Annotated in this window: 6 protein-coding genes; 3 read left to right on the top strand and 3 right to left on the bottom strand. The window is 60.2% G+C overall.

The window, feature by feature from the left end:
* From NUW23_13690 to NUW23_13680, 3 genes are all read right to left on the bottom strand, one after another.
* On the bottom strand, positions 1-1,802 hold a 1,802-nt coding region (locus tag NUW23_13690; protein MCR4427213.1), incomplete at its 3' end, for an ASKHA domain-containing protein.
* A complete protein-coding gene (locus NUW23_13685; GenBank protein ID MCR4427212.1) occupies positions 1,799-2,770 on the bottom strand; it encodes a uroporphyrinogen decarboxylase family protein in 972 nt (323 codons plus the stop codon). The genes NUW23_13690 and NUW23_13685, both read right to left, overlap by 4 nt.
* Position 2,771: 1 nt before the next feature.
* A complete protein-coding gene (locus NUW23_13680; GenBank protein ID MCR4427211.1) occupies positions 2,772-3,386 on the bottom strand; it encodes a corrinoid protein in 615 nt (204 codons plus the stop codon).
* A gap of 407 nt (positions 3,387-3,793) precedes the next feature.
* On the opposite strand from NUW23_13680, the gene NUW23_13675 reads away from it, so the two are divergent.
* From NUW23_13675 to NUW23_13665, 3 genes are all read left to right on the top strand, one after another.
* The gene (locus tag NUW23_13675; protein ID MCR4427210.1) at positions 3,794-4,945 is read left to right on the top strand and encodes an ABC transporter ATP-binding protein; all 1,152 of its coding nucleotides are present in this window, start codon (positions 3,794-3,796) and stop codon (positions 4,943-4,945) included.
* Entirely contained in the window at positions 4,942-5,595 is a 654-nt protein-coding gene (locus NUW23_13670; protein MCR4427209.1) for an ABC transporter permease, read from the top strand. Before NUW23_13675 ends, NUW23_13670 begins: the two co-directional genes overlap by 4 nt.
* Positions 5,596-5,630: 35 nt before the next feature.
* Positions 5,631-6,530, top strand: a 900-nt coding sequence (locus NUW23_13665; protein ID MCR4427208.1) for an osmoprotectant ABC transporter substrate-binding protein, incomplete at its 3' end; no start/stop codon positions are given.

Genomic DNA, 6,530 nt, shown 5'->3' with positions numbered 1-6,530 from the left:
GACGCGAGCTCCACGTGCTCAACGACTGAGGCCAACCTTTGAGCCTCCCTGTGCGCAGCCCGGCTCACCAAAGCAAGGACGGCACCATGTCCGGCGGCGTTGCCCACAGGTTCAGCACGCCGTGCAAGACTCGCCGGCAACAGGCCGATGGCCGATACTGAGTCCGGGTCCAGATAGGTTCCAAAAGCCCCGGCAAGCAGCACCCTCTCCACCTCATCCGCAGATATCCCCCGTTTTCGAAGCAGGATCTCCACCCCCGCACGGATCGCGCCTTTGGCGAGTTGAAGCTCTCTCACGTCCTTCTGAGTGAGTGACACGCGGGGAGACGACCGATCACACGGATCTGAGAGAAGGAATTCAGGTCCGCCAGGGCCTTCCCGCACTCGCCTCCAGATGGGGTCGGGTGAGCCCTTCGGGACTCTGCAGAATCGGCCGCCACGCTCCAATACTCCCGCGAGGCGAAGGGCTGCGGCTACACCTGCCAGGCCTGAGCCACAGATGCCGGCCGGGGGGATGTTTCCGATTACGTGGCACTCGATGTCCACCAGGCCCACACCAGATCGAACGAGCCGTGCCGCATCCACCGCCCCCGGTGAGGCGGCCATGCCGGAGGAGATGTTGACTCCCTCGAAAGCAGGTCCAGCTGCAGTGGAACACGCAAGAACGCGCCCCCCGCCTGAGAGGACCACTTCGCCATTGGTCCCGAGGTCAACTGCTAGCGTGTTGGGGCCTGTTTCATTCAACCCACAGGCCAGGGCCACAGCGAGCGTGTCCGATCCTACGAACCCAGCGATATTGGGCAGGAACCAGAACCGCCCCATGGGGTTGATCGTGATTCCCACTTCGTCCGGAGACATCGGGCCGACGTCGCGGGTTACAGAGATGTAAGGGTACTGGGCGAGGGAGCGCGGAGAGATCCCCAGGAAAAGATGGTGCATACATGTGTTCCCAACCGCACATACGGCGTGGATGTCGTTGGCGGTGTCCCCCGCGTCAATTGCCACTTGTTCGATGAGCAAGTTCACCACGCCCACAATCTCCCGCCTGAGGGCGGCGAGGCCTTCTTCACTTGCTGAGTACTCGATTCTCGAGATTACGTCCGCACCGTGGACCGTCTGAGGGTTCACGGCAGACGCCACCCCCAGAACCGTTCCTGAGAGGAGATCCAAGAGGTAGGCCACGACCGTGGTGGTTCCGATGTCTATCGCGATGCCCCGGGCGCGCAAGTGGTGGTCTGGGTCTTGGGCCGCAGGGACCACCTCCACGATCCGCCCGTCCATGAGGATCCCTGTAATCGCACCCCCGCTGGACACCACTACCCTGGGCAATGCGCGCGCGAGGGCAGGCGAAGGCGGGCCTTTATCAGGGGCCTGAAAGGCCTCGGTTACCCGCTCCCAAAGGGATGCCCCTCCCTCCAAGGAGCCCGAATCCACACAGGCATGTCTCACCTCGAACAGTCTCTCGCCATAATCGGTGGATCTGGGGCTGTCTGCGAGAATGGAGGCAGGAGCTCCAGTCGGGTGGGTAGAGACCTCGCGAACGATCACGTCCCCATCCAGCCTGACCTGGCAGGCGAGCCTCACGCCGCAAGCAAGGTCCTGAGGAGAGAGCCTGGCACGTTCCAGGCTTGAGGCTGCGCCAACCGCATCGCCCTCAACCTTGACCCTGCACTTCCCGCAGATGCCCCGGCCGGCGCAGGGTGCGTAGAACGTGGGCTTCGCGCGTCTGATGGCGTCAAGAAGACTCGTTCCGTTGGGCACTTCTACGCTCTCGCCCGAGGGAGATAGAATGACCTTGATCACCTTCGCCCTTCCTTCATAAAGGCATCGATGTTCTCGAGAGGGGTCTCGTATGGAAGATCACATCCGGTGCTGAGTATGAAGTTGGGATAGGGCGCCATTGAGTCAAGAAGCCTTCGGACCTCCTGCTCTACGCCCTCTGGAGTCTGCTGCACCATCACTCCCACGGGATCGATGTTGCCTACGAGTACCACGCCTGGATCCACTATGGGCGCCACCGTAGCGAGATTGACTGGGGAGTCCAGGCTCAAGCCCTCGGCCCCAGTGGCGCACATCTCCCTTATGAGGTGAGTGGTGTTGCCGCATATGTGCAGTGCCATTATGGGTTTCATGCCATCGAGGATCTCTTTCACGTAGTCCCCACAGAACGACGTGAAGGATCGGGGTGAGAGGAATGTCGCAGTCGGCTCGAGGACTGCGATGATGTCGGCGCCTGCATCTGCAAGCGCAAGAGCATACCGCCGGCACACTCCGGCAGAGAACCTGACGACTGCGTGGACAAGTTCCGGATCGGTCACCGTGGCCATGGCGAGTTCGGACGCACCCATGAGAAGTCCTGCCAGGGTGAACGGGCCGACAACGTAGCCACCCTTGGGAATGTCGATTCGCTCGGCCATCAGTTCCATAGTCCGAACGAAGCCTCGGATCCTGACATCGTCCAGTGGGTCGAGCACCCGAAATGGCTCAAGATCGTCCACGGATGCTACGGGGTGCTCCTCCACCGTCGGGGATTCGAACAGCGGAAAACGAACTGGCAGCCCAAGGGCGCCCGCCTCCAAGGAGAGGTCCATCATGAGGAAGACCACGTCCGGCCTGAACCTTTCGACCAGGCGGGTCAAGGATTCACAGTGAAGAACCGGGTTGAACTCATTCTGCTTCAGGGAGGAGTTGGTCAGCTTCGCCCCGGGGTAGCCCAGAAGAGGCGTAACCAGGCGGTGCCCGGCCTTCGCTGCAAGATCGGCAAGTCGCATATCAGCCAACCAACTTCTTTCCGAGGTCTACAGCGGAGCTCGCGTCCGGCGCGTACCCGTCCGCTCCGATTTCCCGCGCATACCTGTCAGTGACGGGCGCACCGCCCACGATGACCCTTACCCGGTCGCGGAGCCCAGCCTCACGCAGCGCGTCGACGGTGGCCTTCATCGCTGGCATCGTGGTCGTCAACAGTGCGGACATACCTACGAGATCGGGGTTGGTCTCTCGGACTGCCTCAACGAACTTCCCTGGCGCCACGTCCGTGCCCAGGTCGACCACTTCGAAACCTGCCCCCTCGAACATCATCTTCACTAGGTTCTTGCCGATGTCGTGCAGGTCCCCTTTGACAGTCCCGATGACCAGTTTGCCCGCGCCCTGCACCCCGCTCTGGGAGAGAAGGGGTCTGAGCACGTCCAATCCTGCATACATCGCTCTCGCTGCAACGAGCACCTCAGGAACATAGATCTGGTTGTTCTTGAACTTGGCCCCGACCACTGACATGGCCGCGATGAGTCCCTCCTTGAGGACCTCCTCCGGGCTTGCCCCCGAAGCCACGGCCTGCTCGGCAAGGGCCTTGACCGATGCGGCCTTACCTTGCTCGAGAGACTGGCGCATCTCCGTGTAGTCGAACACTCCTGGTGCCCCCCTGTGATTCGAATTTGGTCCACGGTACCGATTCTAATGCTTACGGCCCAGTGATCCATGGCCAGGGCTGCTTGTTTCTGCACTATCCTGCTGTTTTCCTTTCCTGTATCGCATTCGCCGAATATGGCAGTATCCGTCCGTGAGGCGAACCTCTTCTCCTCTGAGAGGGAATAATCCGGGCTGAGCGAGTTTGAGATCCAGCAGGATGTATAGTACTAATTATTTGATGGCCTTACAATCTCAGTCTGGCAGGGAGAGTCTCCAGCCCTGTCTGGGAAGGGTCTGCACTGGTGGTACGCGCGCAATAGGTAGAAGAGAGTATATATTGTGTCAAATTTGGGCACTCGTCCTGGTATTAAAGGAGTTGATATACCACGATTAGATTCGAGCATGTGACCAAGTTGTACGGCGAGAACATTGCGGCAGTGGATGATCTCAACATCGAAATCGGCCGGGGGGAACTCGTGGTCCTGATCGGCCCGAGCGGCTGCGGCAAGACCACGACCCTCGAGATGATCAACCGCCTCGTCAGGCCGACTTCCGGCACCATATACATCGGGGGTCACGATATCGCGGCCATGAGCGAAGTGGCTTTGCGGCGTAATGTGGGCTATGTCATCCAACAGATCGGGCTGTTTCCACACTTGACCATTGGGAACAACATCGGCCTGGTGCCCAAACTCAAGGGGTGGCCCAAGGATAAGATCCGCAAGCGCGTCGATGAGCTTCTTGAACTCGTGGGCCTGGATCCGGGCCTCTACCGCAGTAGATTCCCCCGGGAGCTCAGTGGCGGCCAGCAGCAGCGGATCGGGGTTCTCCGGGCGCTCGCGGCTGAACCCGAGATCATCCTGATGGACGAACCCTTCGGCGCCCTGGATCCAATCACCCGGGAGGTACTCCAGGACGAGCTCAAGAACCTCCAGCAGAAGCTCAAGAAGACCGTTGTCTTCGTCACCCATGACATCGACGAAGCCCTGAAGCTCGGTGACAGAATCGTCCTGATGCGCAAGGGCAAGGTGGTCCAGGTGGACACGGCGGAGGGCATCCTGCGAAACCCTGCGGGCGAGTTTGTCGAACAGTTCATCGGGAGAAGCAGACTTGCACCAAAGGCAGATGCGCTGTCTGTTGATGAGGTCCTCGTGACCAATCCCATCACTGCCCCGCCCGAACTCGGGCTTGCCCAGGCCGTCCGATTGATGCACCAGAAGAGAGTCGACACACTGCTAGTGACCCAGGCAGACGGCACCCTAGCGGGCGTAGTAAGCGCCAGAGACATCGAAAGGCAGAAAGACGAAGCAGGCCGGTTGGGGGACATTCTCAGCACGGACTTCGCGTCCGTCCGCACGGGGACCTCGGCGAAAGAGGCCTTTGAGGCCCTGTTCCTTGAGAAATCCGCGGGGTTCGTCCCTGTCGTGGACGATGCCGGACGCCTGCGGGGCATTGTGACCCGGACTAGTCTCGCAGACATGCTCTACCAGGTCATCTGGAACTCCGCAGGTGACCGTGGAGAGGAGGGTCAGAGCGCATGACTACCTTGGTGAAGTTCTGGGAATACATGATGACCCACTCCAGCGAGTTGCTCCTCGCAATCCAGGAACACATGCTGCTTCTCGTAGCCCTCCCCGTCGCCATGGCTACTCTAGTTGCAGTGCCTGTTGGCATCCTCTGCACCAGGCGGAAGTGGCTCGAGAGCAGCGCGCTTGGAATCACGGGCGTAATCCAGACCATCCCTAGTCTGGCGCTTCTCGCCTTCATGATAACTCTCGGGTTCGGGATAGGCTACCGGCCCGCGGTGGTGGCGATCTTCCTCTACGCCCTGTTGCCGATTCTCAGGAACACCTACACCGGCCTGAAGTCCGTCGACCCCTTCATGAAGAAGGCGGCACGGGGAATGGGCATGACGGACTTCCAGTGCCTCGTCATGGTGGAGCTGCCTATCGCAATCCCGGTGATCCTGGCGGGCATCCGCACCTCCACTATCATATCCATCGGCACCGGCACCCTGGCAGCGTTCGTCGGAGCCGGAGGCCTGGGCCACTTCATCGTGACCGGGCTTCGGATGGTGCGCGACCACATCATCCTGGCAGGCGCGGTTCCGGCGGCAGTGATGGCACTCCTCGTCGACTTTCTCCTGAACCGTGTCGAGAAGTGGATCACCCCGAGGGGCCTGAGGATCTAGCCCACGCTTCAAAATCCAACAAGGAGATGGTGGCATTGACGAAATCCAGACTACTGACCATGGCTCTGGCGGCTGTAGTCCTAGTCGCGGCATTCTCCGGGATGGCGGCGTCGTCCCGCAAACAGATCACAGTGGCGTCCTTCAACTTCTCCGAGACCCTCATCATGGCGGAGATATTCAAGCAGATAGTCGAAGCCAATACCGATATCCAGGTGAGGCACGTTCCGAACATGGAGTTCCGAGTGGTCGTCTCGGCGACCCAGACAGGGGAGATCGACGCATACGTGACCTACTCCGGCACGCAGTTCACCACCGTCTTAGGGCAGGAGGTCACTGAGGAATGGACAGACCCGAAGAAGGTCCTTGGGTACGCCAGGCGAGAGGTGGACCGGCAGTACGGCATGACCCTCCTGGACCCTCTCGGATTCGACAACACTTACGCGGTAGCGGTACGCAGGGAGTTTGCGGAGAAGCACGGGCTCAGGACCGTGTCGGACCTGAGACCCCACGCCCCGAACATGGTAATGGCGACCGACCAGGACTTCCTCTACCGGGAGGAAGTCATGAGCTACAAGAACTTCGTCAAGGTGTATGACATCAAATTCAGGAGAGCCATCGCAATGACCTACGGTCTGCTTTACAGAGCGGTCCGCTCAGGCGATGTCGACGCCATCATGGCCTACTCGAGCGACGGCCGGATAGCCTCGATGAACCTAGTCGTACTGGAGGACGACAAGCAGTTCTTCCCACCTTACGACGCCATGTTCATCATACGGAACGAGACACTCAAGAAGTACCCAGAACTTCGTGGCGTTCTCGACCGTCTCGCAGGCGCCATAGACCAGGAGACCGCCCAGAAGCTCAATGCCCGAACCGACGTGGATGAGGTCGATCCGAAGATAGTCGCCAGAGACTTCCTCCGGGAGAAGGGACTA

The sequence above is a fragment of the Bacillota bacterium genome (assembly GCA_024655925.1).
GTDB lineage: Bacteria > Bacillota > DTU025 > DTU025 > JANLFS01 > JANLFS01.
Note: the sequence above shows the minus strand (reverse complement) of the source record. Positions and strands in the feature narration are given on the sequence as shown.